Raw genomic sequence first — 16,977 nt, forward strand, 5'->3', positions numbered from 1 at the left:
TCACTCAGTCAAAGGAGTTCGTGACTCATTATGAAACAATCAAAACTATTCATGCCAACGTTGCGTGAAGTACCATCTGATGCAGAAGCCATCAGTCACCAACTCTTGCTTCGTGCAGGATTCATGCGTCAAAATGCCGCTGGAATCTATTCGTATCTCCCACTCGCAAAACGGGTTCTCGCAAACATCGAGACAATTATTCGCGAGGAATTAGAGGCAGCGGGTGCGCAAGAATTACTGATGCCAGCAATTCAACCAGCTGAACTATGGGAAGAAACAGGACGCTGGGATATCTATGGACCTGAATTAATGCGCTTGACGGATCGTCATGATCGCCGGTTCGCGCTCGGAGCGACGCACGAGGAACTGATCACTTCAATCGTTCGTGATGAATTGAACTCGTACAAAAAGTTACCGGTCAATCTCTTCCAGATTCAAATGAAATACCGTGACGAACGTCGGCCACGTTTCGGTTTATTACGTGGTCGTGAGTTCATCATGAAAGATGCATACTCGTTCCATTCGTCACAAGAGAGCTTAGACGAAGAGTATCAAAACATGTTTGATACGTATTCGCGGATTTTCACACGTGTTGGTCTAGAGTTCCGTCCAGTCGTCGCTGACTCAGGTGCAATCGGTGGTAGTGGAACACATGAGTTCCATGCGTTAGCAGCAATCGGTGAAGATACGATCGTCTACTCGGACCAATCGGATTATGCAGCGAACTTAGAGATGGCAGAGTCCATCGATGCCTATCCGAAGCAAGACAAAGCACCAGAAGCACTTGAAGAAGTGCATACGGCAGATGCGAAGACGATCGAAGCGGTCAGCGCACATCTGAATTTACCAGCAAACGAATCAATCAAGACCGTCATCTTCAAGACGGAGCAAGGGCTTGTCATGGCACTCGTCCGGGGCGATCACGAAGTCAACGATATCAAGTTGAAAAACTATCTGGGAGCACTCGACATCACGATGGCGAGCGACGAAGAGATTGAAGCAGCGCTTCACTCAACGCCTGGAACACTCGGACCGATTGGGGCAGACATGAAGATCGTCGCCGATTACGCGATTCGTGCCTTGACGAACGCTGTCTGTGGTGCAAACAAAGCGGAAACGCATTATATCCATGTCGACCCAAGTCGTGATTTCGAAGCAGACTATACAGACTTGCGCTTCGTCGAAGAAGGTGACGCGTCACCAGACGGCAACGGAAACGTTAAATTCGCACGTGGCATCGAAGTCGGTCAAGTCTTCAAACTCGGAACACGTTACTCTGAAGGAATGGGAGCGACGTTCCTCGATGAAGGCGGTAAAGCACAACCACTCATCATGGGATGTTACGGCATCGGTGTCTCGCGGACATTGTCGGCAGTCGTCGAACAGCATTACGATGAGCGCGGGATCATTTGGCCAAAAGCGATCGCACCATATGATGTCCATTTGATTGTCGTCAATGGTAAAAATGCAGAACAGCTTGAACTCGGAGAAACACTATACCGAGAGTTGACAGCTGCAGGTTTCAGCGTCCTGCTTGACGACCGAAAAGAACGAGCAGGCGTCAAATTCGCCGATGCAGATTTGATCGGTCTACCGGTTCGCTTGAACGTCGGCAAAAAAGCGGCAGAAGGAATCGTCGAATTAAAAGCCCGTCGCGGTGGCGATGCAGAAGAAATTGGACAAGAACAAGTCGTTGAGGCTGTTCGTTCACTCTATGAAGGTTTAGAATAAAGAATGGAGACGGTCACTTTTCATAAAGTGACTGTTTTCTTGTCTCACACCCATTCGCCCCTTGGGCAATCCGCAAGAGGAGGAGGAGTTGCTGTCACGGTGTGAAGCGATCAGACAGCACAATTGCGAGTGGATACACAACAACGCATGTCACTGTTGCTGAGTGACTTGGAATTACCGAACGGTATCATTGAAGAATACTTTAACGAAGCAGTTCTTGAGAAGCTTCGCGTCAATAAAGCAAAAGCAACCTGGACATTTGAGATCCGCTTGCCACACGTTTTGCCCCAAAACGTCTATCAACTCTTTACGAGTCGTTTGATAAGTCGGTATCAGCAATTCGCCGAAGTCAAAGTCATCCTATACGCGGATGGTCGACCAGACGAACGCCTATATCATGATTACTGGCCATATGTCGTGCAAGATCTCGCCGACGTTTCATCGGCGATGCGGACACAACTTGGACGGGTCTTACCGGAGTTCAAAGAACAGAAATTATTCATTCCAGTCCGGAGTGAACCGGAAGCAGGATTCTTAAAAAGTAGCTTATGTGGGGAATTGCAGTTACTTTATAGTGCTTACGGATTCCCGAAATTCAACTGTGAACCGATTGTTCAAATTAACGAATCGAAACAAGAAGCGTTGCGCAATCAGGTGAAACAGGAAGACATGGAAGAAGCAAAGCGGATGCTCGAGTTGCAATTCAAACGGGAACAATCGCGGGATGACGATGAAGGACCGGTTGAGATCCGGATCGGGAAACCAATTCAAGATGAGATTGTCCCAATCAAGACGATCCAAGACGAGGAACGACGGATCGCGATCCGAGGTCTCGTTTTCTCAGCTGAAAGTCGTGAATTACGAAGCGGAAAGACAATCTTTACGTTTAAGATGACGGATTATACGGACTCCCTTGTCGTCAAGATGTTTGCGCGTGACGAAACAGACGTCAAGATTCTCTCTGCGATCAAAAAAGGGATGTGGATCCAGGCGGCAGGCCGCGTTGAGTTCGATACATTCCTGCGCGATCTTTGTATGATGATTGCCCAACTGTCAGAAGTGAAGATGGAAGCCCCTGCTGACCCTTGGGCAGGCGAGAAGCGTGTCGAGTTACACGCGCACTCGCAAATGAGCCAGATGGACGCGGTCATGAACGTGACGAAATACGTCGAACGCGCGGCGAAATGGGGTCATCCTGCTGTTGCGATCACGGATCACGCGGGTGCCCAAAGTTTCCCGGATGCCTACTATGCCGGAAAGAAAAACGATATCAAGGTATTGTATGGAATCGAAGCGAATGTCGTCGATGACGGGGTGCAAGTCGCCTATCATCCCGTGGACCGTAACTTAGATGACGCGACATTCGTTGTCTTTGACGTCGAGACGACGGGTTTATCGGCGATGTACAACAAGATCATCGAACTTGCAGCCGTCAAGATCCACGACGGTGATATCATCGATAAGTTCGAAGCGTTCGCGGATCCGAAGCATCTATTGTCGGCGACGACGATTGATTTGACAGGAATCACCGATGATATGGTCCGGGGAAAACCAGACCCGGAACAAGTCGTCAAGGAATTCATGGACTGGGTCGGCGATTCGATTCTCGTTGCCCATAATGCCTCATTCGATATCGGATTCTTGAATGCAACACTACGATCCGGTGGACACGATGAATCGGTCTTGCCAGTCATTGATACGCTTGAGCTAGCCCGTGTCTTGATGCCGACGCTAAAAAACCACCGATTGAACACACTCGCGAAACGATTTGACATCGAATTGACGCAGCATCACCGTGCCATTTATGACGCGGAAGCGACAGGCTACTTGATGGTCAAGTTGCTGCAAATGGCGGATGAGATGTTCGACATGAAGACACACGCCTCACTCAACCGTGAGATGGGGAAAGATATCTCGCGGGCACGACCATACCACGCGACGGTCTATGCGAAGAATCGGACGGGCTTGAAGAATTTGTACCAATTGATTTCGATTGCTCATACGAAACACGTGCACCGTGTCGTCCGTACACCACGCTCGCAACTCGTCGCGCACCGAGATGGATTGATCATCGGATCAGCTTGCGATAATGGCGAAGTGTTTGATGCCGCCTTGAACAAGTCGGACGAAGATTTAGCAAAAGTGATGCAGTTCTATGATTTCATCGAGATTCAGCCACCCGCGATGTATGGTCATTTGATCGAACGGGAAATCGTTCAGAATGAACTCGAACTGCGCGAACTGATCAAAAAGATCATCCGCGTTGCGGAAGAACATGATATTTTACCAGTCGCGACAGGAAACGTGCATTATCTCGATCAACATGACGCGACGTACCGGGAGATTTTGATTCGGACGCAAGGTGGAGCAAACATGCTGAATATGCGAAAACAATTGCCACCGGCACACTTCCGGACGACGAAGGAAATGATGGACGACTTCAAGTTCCTCGGACCGGATGTGTCGGAACGTCTCGTCATCACGAACAGTCAAGCTGTCGCGGAGCAATTCGAGAACATCGACATCATTCCAAAGGATCTCTATACACCGAAGATCGAAGGGGCAGATGAAGAAGTCCGAAACTTGTCGTACGATATGGCGCACCGGATTTACGGCGACACGTTACCAGAGATCGTCGAAGCCCGCCTCGAAAAAGAGTTGAAGTCGATCATCGGTCATGGATTCGCCGTTATCTATCTGATTTCCCATAAACTCGTTAAAAAATCACTCGACGACGGCTATTTGGTCGGTTCACGGGGATCGGTCGGATCAAGTCTCGTTGCGACGATGACCGAGATCACGGAAGTCAATCCATTGCCCCCGCATTACGTCTGTCCGAATTGTAAGGAATCGGAGTTCTTCGATGACGGTTCCGTTGGTTCGGGATTCGATTTACCGGATAAGTCCTGTTCGAAATGTGATGTCCCATTGTTCAAGGATGGTCATGATATTCCTTTCGAGACGTTCCTCGGATTTAAAGGGGATAAAGTACCGGATATCGATTTGAACTTCAGTGGAGAATACCAGCCACAAGCACACGCCTATACGAAAGTCCTGTTCGGTGACGATTACGTCTATCGTGCCGGAACGATCGGAACGATCGCTGAGAAGACAGCGTATGGCTACGTCAAAGGGTATCAGTCGGAGAATGAGTTGACGTATCGGAATGCGGAAGTCGATCGTCTCGTCAGTGGTGTCACCGGTGTCAAACGGACGACCGGACAACACCCGGGTGGGATCATCGTCGTACCGGACTATATGGATATTTACGATATTAGTCCGATTCAGTATCCGGCAGACGATATGGGTTCTGAATGGAAGACGACACACTTTGACTTTCACTCGATTCACGATAACTTACTCAAACTCGATATCCTCGGTCACGATGACCCGACAATGATCCGGATGCTACAAGATCTGTCAGGACGAGATCCGAAGACGATTCCGGTCGATGACCCGGAAGTCATGAAAATCTTCAGTTCGACGGAATCGATCGGTGTAACGCCGGAACAGATTGATTCAAAAACAGGGACGCTCGGCATTCCGGAGTTCGGGACAAAGTTCGTTCGCCAAATGTTAGAGGAGACGAAACCGACGACGTTCTCAGAGCTCGTTCAGATTTCAGGACTCTCGCACGGAACGGATGTCTGGCTTGGAAACGCCAGCGAATTGATCTACAACGGAACGTGTGAACTAAAAGATGTCATCGGTTGTCGAGATGACATCATGGTCTACTTGATCTACGCCGGTCTTGAACCGTCACTTGCCTTTAAAATCATGGAGTCGGTCCGTAAAGGGAAAGGACTCTCGATTGACATGGAAGAGGCGATGATCGAGAACGATGTGCCACTCTGGTATATCGATTCTTGTAAGAAAATCAAGTACATGTTCCCGAAAGCCCATGCTGCTGCCTACGTCTTGATGGCTGTCCGGATTGCCTATTATAAAGTCCATCATCCGATGTATTACTACGCTTCGTACTTTACGGTACGTGCGGGTGACTTTGATATCGGCGCGATGAATAAGGGATCTGCTGCCGTTCGGAAAGTCTTGCAAGACATCAAGGACAAAGGTTTCGAAGCGACGGCGAAGGATAAGGGATTGTACACGGTTCTTGAAATCGCGCTTGAGATGATCGAACGCGGCTTTACGTTCCAAAAAGTCGATCTCTATCGCTCAAGTGCAACGGAATTCCTCATTGATGGGGATACGTTGTTACCACCGTTTAATGCCGTGACAGGTCTCGGGACGAATGCTGCGAAGCAAATCGTCGAAGCACGTAAAGGCGGCGAATTCCTCTCGAAGGAAGACCTCCAAAAACGCGCTAAATTGTCGAAATCGATCATCGAGACGCTCGATAACCTAGGCTGTCTCGAAGGGTTACCAGACGAGAATCAGCTCTCCTTGTTCGACTTGTAAGCCCTTAGGAACACTTGCTTTGAGCGCTTTCCTATGCTATATTGAGTGAGGAAATGTTTTTTATACTACGACTTGGAAGGAGTAGGGGGACCTGCTCCTTTCTTGTTTGTTTTTTGAAGGAGGATGAAGATGACGAACGTAACGGAAAAGGTCGAAGCGCTCGCAAAACCAATCGTCGAACGAGAGGGGATGGAGCTAGTCGACGTTGAATTCGTCAAAGAAGGGGCGGATTGGTTCCTACGTGTCTCCATCGACAAAGAGGGTGGCGTAGATCTTGAAGACTGCGTCAAAATCAATGAACAGTTATCGGAAGCATTGAATGACAATGATCCGATCGACGAGCCGTATTACCTCGACGTCGCTAGTCCAGGAGCGGAACGTCCACTGAAGAAAGACGAGGACTTCGAAAAGGCGATTGGGAAACATGTGTACATCAAAACGCACGATCCAGTAAAGAATGCGGTTGAATTCGAAGGAACGTTGCTCGCGTACACACCTGAGATGCTTGAAATCGAAGTGCGTGTCAAAACAAGAAAATTGAAAATTGAGATACCGGTCGACAAGATTTCACTTGCGCGACTTGCGGTAATGTTCTGACGGAAAGGAAGAGAACGATGGGACCACAGTTACTCGAGGCGATCAATCAAATCGCGAAAGAGAAGGAAATTGACAAGAACATCATCATCGATGCGCTCGAACAGGCATTGATTTCAGCGTACCGACGCAACTTCGGAAAAGAATCGGAGGCTGTAAAGGTCGAATTCGACCAGCAGACAGGAGACATCCGTGTCTTCGCGCTTAAGGAAGTAGTCGAACGATTGACACAACCAGAAGAGCAACTTTCGCTTGAAGAAGCGCACGAGATCGATCCGACATATGAACTCGGCGATTTCCATAAAGTCGAAGTGACGCCAGGCGACTTCGGTCGTGTTGCAGCACAAACGGCGAAACAGATCGTCACACAAAAAATGCGTGAAGCAGAACGCGAACGCATCTACAATCATTTCGCGGATCGTGAAGACGAGATCATGACAGGTATCGTCGAGCGTCAAGATGCACGCAACTTGTACGTCAACCTAGAAGGTATCGAAGCTGTCTTGACGACACACGAGCAAATGCCGAACGAGCGTTTCGGGATTCGTGATCGCATCAAGGTGTACGTCACGAAAGTTGATCCAATGGTCAAAGGATCAGGGGCATCGATTCTTGTATCACGGACACATCCAGGTCTCTTAAAACGTCTCTTTGAAATCGAAGTACCAGAGATTTCAAGTGGCGAAGTCGAAGTCAAGTCTGTGGCGCGTGAAGCGGGCGACCGTTCGAAAATCGCAGTCGCGGCGGATGACATCGATCCAGTCGGTGCATGTGTCGGACAAAAAGGGGCGCGTGTTCAACGCATCGTCAATGATTTAAACGGGGAAAAAATCGATATCGTCCGTTACTCGGATGATCCGAAAGAATATGTCGCGAACGCGCTTAGCCCAGCTCAAGTCGTTGCGGTCTATGTCAACGAACCAGCGAAAGCGACAATCGTCGTCGTTCCGGATTTCCAATTGTCGCTTGCAATCGGGAAACGTGGTCAAAACGCGCGTCTCGCAGCGAAATTGACAGGATGGAAAATCGACATCAAGAGCGAGTCTGAAGCGGAAGCGATGGATCTCGAAGATGTCTTCGCGACGGAAGAGCCGGTAGTAGAAGCGGTCCAAGTCGAAGGCGAGGAATAATTCGTGCAAAAAAAGGTACCATTACGTAAGTGTGTCATCACACAAGAAATGAAACCGAAAAAAGAATTAATTCGTGTCGTCCGGACACCTGAACAAGAGGTCGTCATCGATTTAAATGGTAAGATGAATGGGCGAGGTGCCTATTTATCGAAAGATGCGGCAGTCATTGCGACGGCGAAGAAAAAACGGACGCTTGATCATCATTTGAAGGTCAAGACGACAGATGCCTTATACGATGAATTGCTTGAAATCGCGGGAGGTACAAATGAGTAAATGGGAATCCCTTCTCGGTCTCGCGAATCGAGCTAGAAAAGTGACGACGGGAGAAGAACTCGTACTGAAAGAAGTACGAGGAGGACAAGCGAAGCTTGTTCTTTTAGCAGCAGATGCGGGGGCTGCCACGCGTAAGAAAGTCACAGATAAATGTACGAGTTATCAGGTTCCTTACCTAGAAGTCGCCGACCGGACGATTCTCGGTCAAGCATTAGGAAAGGATGCGCGTGTTGTCGTGTCAGTCAATGAAGCCGGATTTGCGAAAAAGCTAACTGAACTCCTCTCGAACGACTAATTGGAGGTGGATCCTTTGGGTAAACGTGTATACGAATTCGCCAAGGAACAAAACGTAACAAGTAAGCAGGTCATCACCCAGCTCGAAAAGCTGGAGAAACCAGTCAAGAATCATATGGCAGTATTAGATGAACAGACAGTACAGCAACTCGATCAAGTATTTAATCCCGAAAAATATCGGGCTCAAAAGACGGAGGCTCCAAAACAAGTGAAATCAGATAATAAACCGAACCGACCAGGAAGTACAAACAAACCAGCAGGTAACCAATCACGTAACAGCAAAGGCGGACGCCCAGAATTCGGCAACCGTAACAACCGTGGCGGCAAACGTCGTCCGAACCAAAAGAAAGCAGAACCACGCAAACTTGAAGTAGCGGATCCGAACTCGAAGTCGAGTCAACGGAAAGCAGCTCGCCGGGCGCAAGAAGAGGCGATGGCAAACGTCGTTCAATACTCTGACAACTTGACAGTCGGTGAACTCGCTGAAAAAATGGCGAAAAAACCGAATGAACTGATCATGAAATTGATGGGTCTCGGTGTCATGGCGACGATCAACCAAGATCTTGATGACGAGACAGTCGAACTGCTCGCGACAGAGTTTGGTTTTGAAGTCGAAAAGACTGTCCAAGTCGATGAGACGGACTTTGATCAATACGAATTGAACCTTGACCAGTACGAATTGTCTGAGCGTCCACCGGTCGTTACGATCATGGGACACGTCGACCACGGTAAAACGACATTGCTCGATTCGATCCGTAACACGAAGGTCACTGCAGGCGAAGCCGGCGGGATCACGCAGCACATCGGTGCTTACCAAGTTGAGATTGACGGCAAGAAGATCACGTTCCTTGATACACCAGGTCACGCGGCGTTCACGACGATGCGTGCACGTGGAGCAGATGTCACGGATATCGCGATCATCGTCGTTGCAGCCGATGACGGTGTCATGCCGCAGACGGAAGAAGCGATCAGCCACGCGAAAGCAGCTGGCGTTCCAATCATCGTCGCTGTCAACAAGATGGATAAAGAGGGTGCGAACCCCGACCGTGTCAAACAAGAATTGACAGAGTTCGAACTCGTTGCAGAGGACTGGGGCGGCGATACGATCTTCGTACCGGTTTCAGCTCTTAAAGGAGACGGCATCGACGAATTGCTCGAGATGATCCTTCTCGTCTCAGAAGTTCAAGAATACAAATCAACACCAGACATGAACGGTCGCGGAACAGTCATCGAGGCGAAACTCGATAAAGGACGCGGTCCAGTCGCTACACTTCTCGTTCAACACGGAACACTTCGCGTTGGTGACCCGATCGTTGTCGGTCACACGTTCGGTCGTATCCGGGCAATGGTCAACGATATCGGTCGTCGTGTCAAAGAAGTCGGACCATCGACACCAATCGAAATCACAGGTCTAAACGATGTCCCGAAAGCGGGCGATCAATTCTTCGCATTCGAAGATGAGAAAAAAGCACGCCAAATCGGTGAAGCACGTTACCAACGTGAAATCGAAGCACAACGTCGCGATTCAGCGAAAGTTAGCTTAGAAGATCTCTTCGACCGCATCAAAGAAGGAGAAGTCAAGGACCTCAACATCATCATCAAAGGTGATGTCCAAGGTTCAGTTGAAGCCTTAGCCGGTTCATTGAAGAAAATTGATGTCGAAGGTGTTAAAATTAACATCGTACACTCAGGTGTTGGTGCGATCACGGAAGGTGACGTCATCCTCGCCTCGGCAGCAAATGCGATCATCATCGGATTCAACGTTCGTCCGGATGGTAACGCGAAATCAATGGCGGATCAGGAGAAGGTTGAAATTCGTCTTCACCGGATCATCTATAACGCGATTGAAGAAATCGAGCAAGCGATGAAAGGTCTCCTTGATCCTGAATTCGTCGAGAAAATCATCGGTCAAGCTGAAGTCCGCGATGTCATCAAAGTATCGAAAGTCGGTACGATCGCGGGTGGATATGTCACGGAAGGTAAGTTAACGCGTGATGCAGGTGTCCGTGTCGTTCGTGACAGCATTGTCATCTACGAAGGAAAACTCGATACACTTCGCCGCTTCAAAGATGATGTCAAAGAAGTCGCTGCTGGTTACGAGTGTGGTATTAAGATCGAACGTTATGATGACGTAAAAGTCGATGATGTCATCGAAGCGTTCATCATGGAAGAAGTCAAACGGAAGTAACAGAACGGAATCCATTCTTCCGAACTGGAGGGAACAAACATGAGTTTACGCTCGAATCGTGTCGCCGAACAGGTGCGTAAGGAAATTACGCAACTGCTCATCAAGGATGTCAAGGATCCACGCGTCAAGCCGATTACCGTCACAGGTGTCGAAGTGACAGGAGACTTGCAACAAGCGACGATCTTCTATTCAGTCCTCGGTGACGAAAAAGCACGTGAGGATGCGCGCATCGGTCTTGAAAAATCAAAAGGCTTCATGCGTAAGGAAATCGGATCGCGGATTCGTCTGCGGAAAACACCTGAACTATTGTTCGAGGTCGATTCTTCTGTCGAATACGGATCACGCATTGATGAGTTGCTTCGGAATTTGAACAAAGATTAACACCTAAGGCAACCACGCGTGTGGTTGCCTTTTTTCAAGGAGGACATCACGTGGAACCCATCGGAGTATTACCACTAGATAAACCAGCCGGCATGACGAGTCATGATTGTGTCTTTCGTCTACGTCGCTTGTTTCAGACGAAAAAAGTCGGACATACAGGGACGCTTGACCCGGAAGTAACAGGTGTCTTACCGATTTGTCTCGGTCGAGCGACGAAACTTGCCCGTTTCATCACGGATGAAGGAAAACGTTACGCGGCGGAAGTGACGATCGGTTTTGCAACGACTACAGAAGATGCACACGGAGAGATCGTTCGTGAAACACCGGTCGAACCCGAAAGTATTACTGAAACGGCAATCGCTGATATTCTGAGCGCCTTGACAGGAGAGATCGAACAGACGCCACCGTATTATTCAGCAGTCAAAGTGAACGGGAAGAAACTATACGAATATGCACGAAAAGGGATTGAAGTCGAGCGACCGACACGGATCGTCCGTATCGATCGATTGGAACGGACATCAGACCTCGTGTTCGAAGATGGTCTTTGTCGCTTCCGCCTCGATATCGCATGTGGAAAAGGGACCTATATCCGGACACTAGCAGTCGAAATCGGAGAACGACTCGGTTATGCGGCACACATGAGCGACTTACGCCGGACAGGTTCTGGTGCGATTGCTGAGACGGACACCGTCACACTCGAGACACTCGAATCGTATGAGACAGTCGAAGAACGGATGCAACACGTCCTTCCGATCGAACACGTCATCCAAAAATGGCCACGATTGACGGTTGACGCAGCAACAGCGCAGCGTGTCTTAAATGGAGCCAAGCTGACGAGCATTCCAGTCGAATTCGAGCTGTTTACTGTCTATAATGAAGAAGACGTACCTTTAGCGTTATATCGACGTCTTCCAGAAGAACAGGTAGCACGCGTCGAGGTCATGCTACAAATCGATTAAGATCGGAGAGAGCATCATGGACATCATACATTTGACATATCCGGAACAGCCTCAAAAAGACCCTGCTGTCATCGCGCTCGGCTTTTTTGACGGTGTACATCTCGGACATCAGCAAGTCATCGCAGCAGCACAGAAAGAAGCGGAGGCTCGTCGCCTTCCTTTGGCTGTCATGACCTTTGATCCACATCCGAAACAAGTACTTGGTAAAGGGGATGAACCGGTCCGCTACATCACGCCGCTTGAACGAAAATTAGAGAAAATCGAACGTCTTGGTGTCGATCGTGTTTACGTCATTGAGTTCACGATTCCTTTCTCGGAATTGTCACCACAAGCTTTCGTCGATGAATATCTGATTGCGTCTGGAGCAGAGCACGTCGTCGCTGGATTTGATTATTCCTACGGTCGCTTCGGAGCCGGAAAAATGACGACGCTTGATTTTCATAGTCGGAGCACGTTCACGCACACCGTTGTAGCAGAGTTCCAAGAAGAAGCAGAAAAAATCAGCTCAACCCGGATTCGTCGTTTACTTGCTGCAGGAGAAGTCGAACCGGCTGCACGTTTGCTTGGAGAACCTTACCAAATCAAAGGCACGATCATTCACGGTGACGCACGCGGTCGACAAATTGGCTTCCCGACAGCCAACATGCGCCCAGAATTCGCCTACGTCATACCGAAACTTGGTGTGTATGCGACATTCGTTCGCTTAGCGGACGGTCGTCGTTTCAAAGCGATGACGAACGTCGGCAGACGCCCGACGTTCTATGAGACAGGAGAGGTCAGTATCGAGACGCATCTTCTTGACTTTGATGAGGATCTTTACGGTCAAGAATTGACGCTTGAATGGATTGCTTATTTACGCGATGAAAAAGCCTTCAACGGTATCGATCAATTGAAAGAACAGTTGGCACGAGACCGCGAAGAGGCAAACACACGATTAAGCGTTTGACAGTACGGACAGGGTTCGTTATGATAGGTCAGTACGATCACGTACAGCCGATTCACTTGGCATCTGGTCTCACCATCCGATGCTCGGGAATACGGTCATTCATAAGATGGAGGTGGAGTGACAATGGCACTCACAAAAGAACGTAAAAACGAAATCATCGAAGCATATGCTACGAAACAAGGCGATACTGGTTCGCCGGAAGTACAAGTTGCTGTTTTAACTGAACAGATTACAACTTTGAACGATCACTTACGTACACACAAAAAGGATCACCACTCACGTCGTGGTCTCTTGAAAATGGTCGGTCGTCGCCGTAACTTGCTCACATACCTTCGTAACAAGGATGTTGCACGTTACCGTTCGTTGATCGAGCGTCTTGGTCTCCGTCGCTAATCCCGACGAGAACGAGGTAGGGAAGCAGGAGCATCGTCTCCTGTTTCTTTTTTTTGCCGATTCATGGACTTTTTGCGCAAGAACCTACATAATTAGATTTGAATGAAAAAACGGATAGCAGTGAGAGGAGATTTGTGCATGTCACAAACAAAACAGACGTTTTCGACCGAACTCGGTGGACGTCCATTAACGATTGAAATCGGTCAATTAGCAAAACAAGCGAACGGAGCAGCATTGATTCGTTACGGCGATACAGCCGTTCTTGCTACGGTCGTTGCATCAAAACAACCGAAGGACTTAGATTTCTTCCCATTAACAGTGAACTATGAAGAAAAATTATATGCGGCAGGGAAAATCCCAGGTGGATTCCTCAAACGTGAAGGACGCCCTGGAGAGAGCGCGATCTTGACTTCGCGTCTGATCGACCGTCCGATCCGTCCACTATTCCCGGACGGTTTCCGTCACGACGTTCAAGTCGCGACGACGGTTCTTTCGTCAGATGCTGACAATTCACCAGAAGTCGCTGCGATGATCGGAGCTTCGATTGCGCTTTCGATCTCGGATATTCCATTCGACGGTCCAATCGCAGGCGTGACGATCGGTCGCGTCGACGGAGAGTTCGTCGTGAACCCGACTTCAGCGCAAATGGAAGTCAGCGACATCGACCTTCAAGTTGCCGGGACAAAACATGCCGTCAACATGGTTGAAGCAGGTGCGAAGGAAGTATCGGAACAAGCAATGCTTGAAGCGATCTTGCTCGGACACGATGTCATCAAGGAAATGATCGCGTTCCAAGAAGAAATCGTCGCACAAGTCGGTAAAGAGAAGTTCGACTACACGGTATCAAGCTTCGATGAGACAATCGTCAATCGCCTGAAAGCAGAAGCATTGGCAGAAGTCACACAAGCAGTTCAAGTCGAAGAAAAACAAGCACGTGACGTTGCCATCAACGAAGTCATCGCAAAATATATCGAGTTGTATGCAGCTGACGAGTCAGTCACAGCAGAGCAACTGGTAGAAGTATCAGGCGTTCTCAATAAGTTCGTCAAAGACGAAGTCCGTCGTCTCATCACGGAAGACAAAGTCCGTCCAGATGGTCGTGGTCTTGCTGAAATCCGTCCACTCGATTCAGAAGTCGGTCTCTTACCACGTGCACACGGTTCAGGTTTGTTCACTCGCGGTCAGACGCAAGTCTTGTCTGTTGCGACACTCGGTGTTGCGGGTGACGCTCAAATCATCGATGGTCTTGGTCTGAAGGAAGAGAAACGTTTCATGCACCACTATAACTTCCCGCCATTCTCAGTCGGAGAAGCACGTCCGATGCGTGCACCAGGTCGTCGTGAAATCGGTCACGGGGCACTTGGAGAACGCGCACTCTTACCAGTTCTTCCGAATGAAGTCGATTTCCCGTACACGATTCGTCTCGTGTCGGAAGTCCTTGAGTCGAACGGTTCTTCATCACAGGCTTCAATCTGTGGTTCGATCCTTGCCATGATGGATGCTGGTGTTCCACTCAAAGCACCTGTCGCTGGTATTGCGATGGGCTTGATCATGGAAGGCGACAATTACTCGATCTTGACAGATATCCAAGGGATGGAAGATCATCTCGGAGATATGGACTTCAAAGTCGCTGGAACTCACGAAGGTGTCACAGCTCTGCAAATGGATATGAAAATTGGCGGGATCACGCGTCAAATCCTCGAAGAAGCACTCGAACAAGCACGTCTTGGTCGTTTGCACATTCTTGAGCATATGCAAACGGTCATCGCTGAACCACGTGTCGAATTGTCACAATACGCGCCAAAAATCGTCACACTCAAAATCAATCCAGATAAAATCCGTGATGTTATCGGACCTGGTGGTAAAGTCATCAACGGTATCATCGATGAGACAGGCGTCAAGATCGATATCGATCAAGACGGAACAGTCTTCATCGCATCGACGGATCAAGCTGGCATCGATCGTGCCCGTCAATTGGTCGAAGATATCGTCCGTGAAGTCGTCGTCGGAGAAGAGTTCGATGGAACAGTCCGTCGCGTTGAGAAATTCGGTGCATTCGTCGAGTTATTCAAAGGAAAAGACGCACTCGTCCACATTTCGGAACTTGGACTTAACCGTGTCGGTCAAACAGAAGATGTCGTCAAACTTGGAGATAAGCTAAAAGTCCGTGTCACAGAAATCGATGACAAGGGACGCGTCAACGCCTCGCACAAAGTCCTGCTCGTCGAAGGCTTAAGCGAAGAAGATCGTGCAGCGTATGAAGAAAAGAAAAAGACAGAGCGTGAGAACCGCCCGCCACGCCGGGATCAGGGTTCACGCCCACCACGTGACGGACAACGTCCACCACGTCGTAACTAATGAATCCAAGGTGGCTCGACGGTGCAGAGAATGCAACGAGAGCCACCTTGTTTCCTATATTTGGAGGAATTACTATGATCGAACGGATACAATTAGACAACGGAGTTCGACTGATCGTTGAACGAATGCCGGAAGCACGCAGCGTCGCGACCGGAATCTTCATTCAAGCAGGAAGCCGGACGGAACAGATCGAGGAGCATGGGATCAGTCATCTCATCGAGCATATGATGTTTAAAGGAACAAAACGCCATACGGCAAAAGAGATTGCGGTTTATTTTGATCGACTTGGTGGAAATATTAATGCGTTCACGAGTAAGGATCAAACGTGTTATTACGTCAAGACATTAGATGAACATGCAGGAGAAGCCTTTCACGTGTTGGCGGATATGTTCCTCGAATCGACGTTTGACGCGGATGAACTGGAAAAAGAGAAAAAGGTCGTCATTGAAGAGATTAAAATGTACGATGACACACCAGATGATCTCGTCCATGAGTTATTAGCTGTTGCGGCTTACGGAGAGGATGTCATGGCTCGTCCGATTCTTGGAACGGAAGAGAGTGTGCTTCGGATTGATCGAGCGATGATCGGGCGGTATCTCGAAGAAGCGTATGCTCCGGATCAAATCGTCATTTCTGTTGCCGGAAACGTCTCAGACGCGTTGATTGCGCAGATTCAAGAGCGGATGTCGATCCTCGAATCACGATCGAAGACACGCGAGACGATAGAGCCAAGGTTACAAAATGGTGTGATTCGCAAGGAAAAGGATACGGAACAGGCTCATATTTGTTATAATTTCCGTGCGATTCCTTCTGTTGACCCACGTTTGCCTGCCCTCGCCTTACTCAATAATGCATTCGGTGCGACGATGTCGAGTCGCTTGTTCCAATCAATCCGAGAGGAACGCGGTCTTGCCTATTCAGTCTTTTCCTATTACACGACGTTTGACGATCATGGAACGTTCACGATCTATGTCGGCACGTCTCCGGAATCGGTCGAAGAGGTCGAACAGGTCCTCGCTGCTGAAATTGATCGCTTGAAGCGGGATGGATTATCGACGAAGGAACTCGAAGATGGGATTGAACAGCTGAAAGGTTCTCTGATTCTAGGCAACGAAGGCACATCGAGTCACATGAATCGAAACGCCCGAAATGAGTTGCATCTACATCGCCATCCATCACTTGAAGAAGTGTTAGCGGATGTCGAACGGATTCGTCCATCGGATATCGAAGGGCTGATTGAGCACATCTTTTCGGAGGAACCGGCAAAGGCCTATATTCTTCCGGCAGACGAAGAAGAGGAAGCATGATAGC

13 protein-coding genes are annotated in these 16,977 nt (G+C 48.9%); all 13 read left to right on the forward strand.

All coding sequences use genetic code 11. The annotated features are described in order from the left end of the window. Nucleotides 1–30 precede the first annotated feature (30 nt). Nucleotides 31–1,731 carry a proline--tRNA ligase gene (locus KNQ18_RS04730; protein ID WP_047393839.1) on the forward strand — a complete coding sequence of 567 codons (1,701 nt, stop codon included), beginning with the start codon at nucleotides 31–33 and terminating at the stop codon, nucleotides 1,729–1,731. Nucleotides 1,732–1,860: 129 nt separating this feature from the next. Further along, on the forward strand, nucleotides 1,861–6,150 hold the full coding sequence (locus tag KNQ18_RS04735; RefSeq protein ID WP_055969504.1) for a PolC-type DNA polymerase III: 4,290 nt from the start codon (nucleotides 1,861–1,863) through the stop codon (nucleotides 6,148–6,150). Nucleotides 6,151–6,279: 129 nt separating this feature from the next. After that, nucleotides 6,280–6,747, forward strand: coding sequence for a ribosome maturation factor RimP (gene rimP, locus KNQ18_RS04740; protein ID WP_023468684.1), 468 nt, complete (start codon nucleotides 6,280–6,282; stop codon nucleotides 6,745–6,747). 17 nt (nucleotides 6,748–6,764) lie between these two features. Beyond that, nucleotides 6,765–7,874 carry a transcription termination factor NusA gene (gene nusA / locus KNQ18_RS04745; RefSeq protein WP_058713731.1) on the forward strand — a complete coding sequence of 370 codons (1,110 nt, stop codon included), beginning with the start codon at nucleotides 6,765–6,767 and terminating at the stop codon, nucleotides 7,872–7,874. 3 nt (nucleotides 7,875–7,877) lie between these two features. Continuing rightward, entirely contained in the window at nucleotides 7,878–8,147 is a 270-nt protein-coding gene (gene rnpM / locus KNQ18_RS04750) for an RNase P modulator RnpM (protein WP_023468682.1), read from the forward strand. After that, nucleotides 8,140–8,442, forward strand: a complete 303-nt coding sequence (locus KNQ18_RS04755; RefSeq protein ID WP_023468681.1) for a YlxQ family RNA-binding protein — start codon at nucleotides 8,140–8,142, stop codon at nucleotides 8,440–8,442. Before rnpM ends, KNQ18_RS04755 begins: the two co-directional genes overlap by 8 nt. Nucleotides 8,443–8,457: 15 nt before the next feature. Then, nucleotides 8,458–10,629: a translation initiation factor IF-2 gene (infB, locus tag KNQ18_RS04765; RefSeq protein WP_023468680.1), complete on the forward strand. Its 2,172-nt coding sequence runs from the start codon at nucleotides 8,458–8,460 to the stop codon at nucleotides 10,627–10,629. 39 nt (nucleotides 10,630–10,668) lie between these two features. Then, nucleotides 10,669–11,010 (forward strand): 30S ribosome-binding factor RbfA, encoded by a 342-nt coding sequence (rbfA, locus tag KNQ18_RS04770; RefSeq protein WP_023468679.1) that lies wholly within the window; start codon nucleotides 10,669–10,671, stop codon nucleotides 11,008–11,010. A 50-nt stretch (nucleotides 11,011–11,060) separates the two neighbouring features. Beyond that, nucleotides 11,061–11,969: a tRNA pseudouridine(55) synthase TruB gene (gene truB, locus KNQ18_RS04775; RefSeq protein WP_214805148.1), complete on the forward strand. Its 909-nt coding sequence runs from the start codon at nucleotides 11,061–11,063 to the stop codon at nucleotides 11,967–11,969. A gap of 16 nt (nucleotides 11,970–11,985) precedes the next feature. Beyond that, nucleotides 11,986–12,915: a bifunctional riboflavin kinase/FAD synthetase gene (locus KNQ18_RS04780; protein ID WP_214805147.1), complete on the forward strand. Its 930-nt coding sequence runs from the start codon at nucleotides 11,986–11,988 to the stop codon at nucleotides 12,913–12,915. Between the two features lie 123 nt (nucleotides 12,916–13,038). Beyond that, on the forward strand, nucleotides 13,039–13,308 hold the full coding sequence (gene rpsO / locus KNQ18_RS04785; protein WP_023468676.1) for a 30S ribosomal protein S15: 270 nt from the start codon (nucleotides 13,039–13,041) through the stop codon (nucleotides 13,306–13,308). 138 nt (nucleotides 13,309–13,446) lie between these two features. Beyond that, a complete protein-coding gene (locus KNQ18_RS04790) occupies nucleotides 13,447–15,666 on the forward strand; it encodes a polyribonucleotide nucleotidyltransferase (RefSeq protein WP_215083956.1) in 2,220 nt (739 codons plus the stop codon). A gap of 74 nt (nucleotides 15,667–15,740) precedes the next feature. Further along, entirely contained in the window at nucleotides 15,741–16,973 is a 1,233-nt protein-coding gene (locus tag KNQ18_RS04795; protein ID WP_215083957.1) for a M16 family metallopeptidase, read from the forward strand. Nucleotides 16,974–16,977 lie beyond the last annotated feature (4 nt).

This window comes from Exiguobacterium sp. s78 (assembly GCF_018618985.1).
Lineage (GTDB): Bacteria > Bacillota > Bacilli > Exiguobacteriales > Exiguobacteriaceae > Exiguobacterium_A > Exiguobacterium_A abrahamii.

Excerpts from the sequence above, each read along its gene's own strand:
- nusA (WP_058713731.1), top strand. The coding sequence starts at position 6,765 with ATGGGACCACAGTTACTCGAGGCGATCAATCAAATCGCGAAAGAGAAG.
- rpsO (WP_023468676.1), top strand. The coding sequence starts at position 13,039 with ATGGCACTCACAAAAGAACGTAAAAACGAAATCATCGAAGCATATGCT.
- KNQ18_RS04730 (WP_047393839.1), top strand. The coding sequence starts at position 31 with ATGAAACAATCAAAACTATTCATGCCAACGTTGCGTGAAGTACCATCT.
- rimP (WP_023468684.1), top strand. The coding sequence starts at position 6,280 with ATGACGAACGTAACGGAAAAGGTCGAAGCGCTCGCAAAACCAATCGTC.
- KNQ18_RS04755 (WP_023468681.1), top strand. The coding sequence starts at position 8,140 with ATGAGTAAATGGGAATCCCTTCTCGGTCTCGCGAATCGAGCTAGAAAA.
- KNQ18_RS04780 (WP_214805147.1), top strand. The coding sequence starts at position 11,986 with ATGGACATCATACATTTGACATATCCGGAACAGCCTCAAAAAGACCCT.
- KNQ18_RS04795 (WP_215083957.1), top strand. The coding sequence starts at position 15,741 with ATGATCGAACGGATACAATTAGACAACGGAGTTCGACTGATCGTTGAA.
- KNQ18_RS04790 (WP_215083956.1), top strand. The coding sequence starts at position 13,447 with ATGTCACAAACAAAACAGACGTTTTCGACCGAACTCGGTGGACGTCCA.
- rbfA (WP_023468679.1), top strand. The coding sequence starts at position 10,669 with ATGAGTTTACGCTCGAATCGTGTCGCCGAACAGGTGCGTAAGGAAATT.